Source organism: Rhizobium sp. SVR5-9E, from assembly GCF_056755095.1.
In genome coordinates this window covers 1-253 of sequence record NZ_JBNDHS010000555.1, presented here as the reverse complement: position 1 = coordinate 253, position 253 = coordinate 1, and the positions used below count along the sequence as shown (strand labels likewise).

The 253-nt window shown below is 64.0% G+C and carries 1 pseudogene; it reads right to left on the bottom strand.

The window, feature by feature from the left end:
- A pseudogene (ggt, locus tag ACPYOJ_RS36035) lies at positions 1 to 196 on the bottom strand (gamma-glutamyltransferase); the annotation flags it as partial.
- Between the last annotated feature and the right edge of the window lie 57 nt (positions 197 to 253).

Here is a 253-nt window from a genome sequence, read left to right as displayed (position 1 = left end):
GGATCTCGGCGCCAACTTGCGCGGAGATCTTCTCCTGCGCGACCACCATGCCATGCTCGGCCGCAACGGCGCGCACGGCGTCGCGAGCGGGTGGGACGTAGCCCTGCCGTGCGTCCTGGGCGGCTGCGGGTGCAAGACCAAACGTCAGAACGGCTAGGAAGGCGAAAAACGTCCGCCGGGTCGAATATGACGACATGATCAAGTTTCCGCAGGGGCTTCGGACTGGTTCACACGCCTCGCTGCAATGCTATAC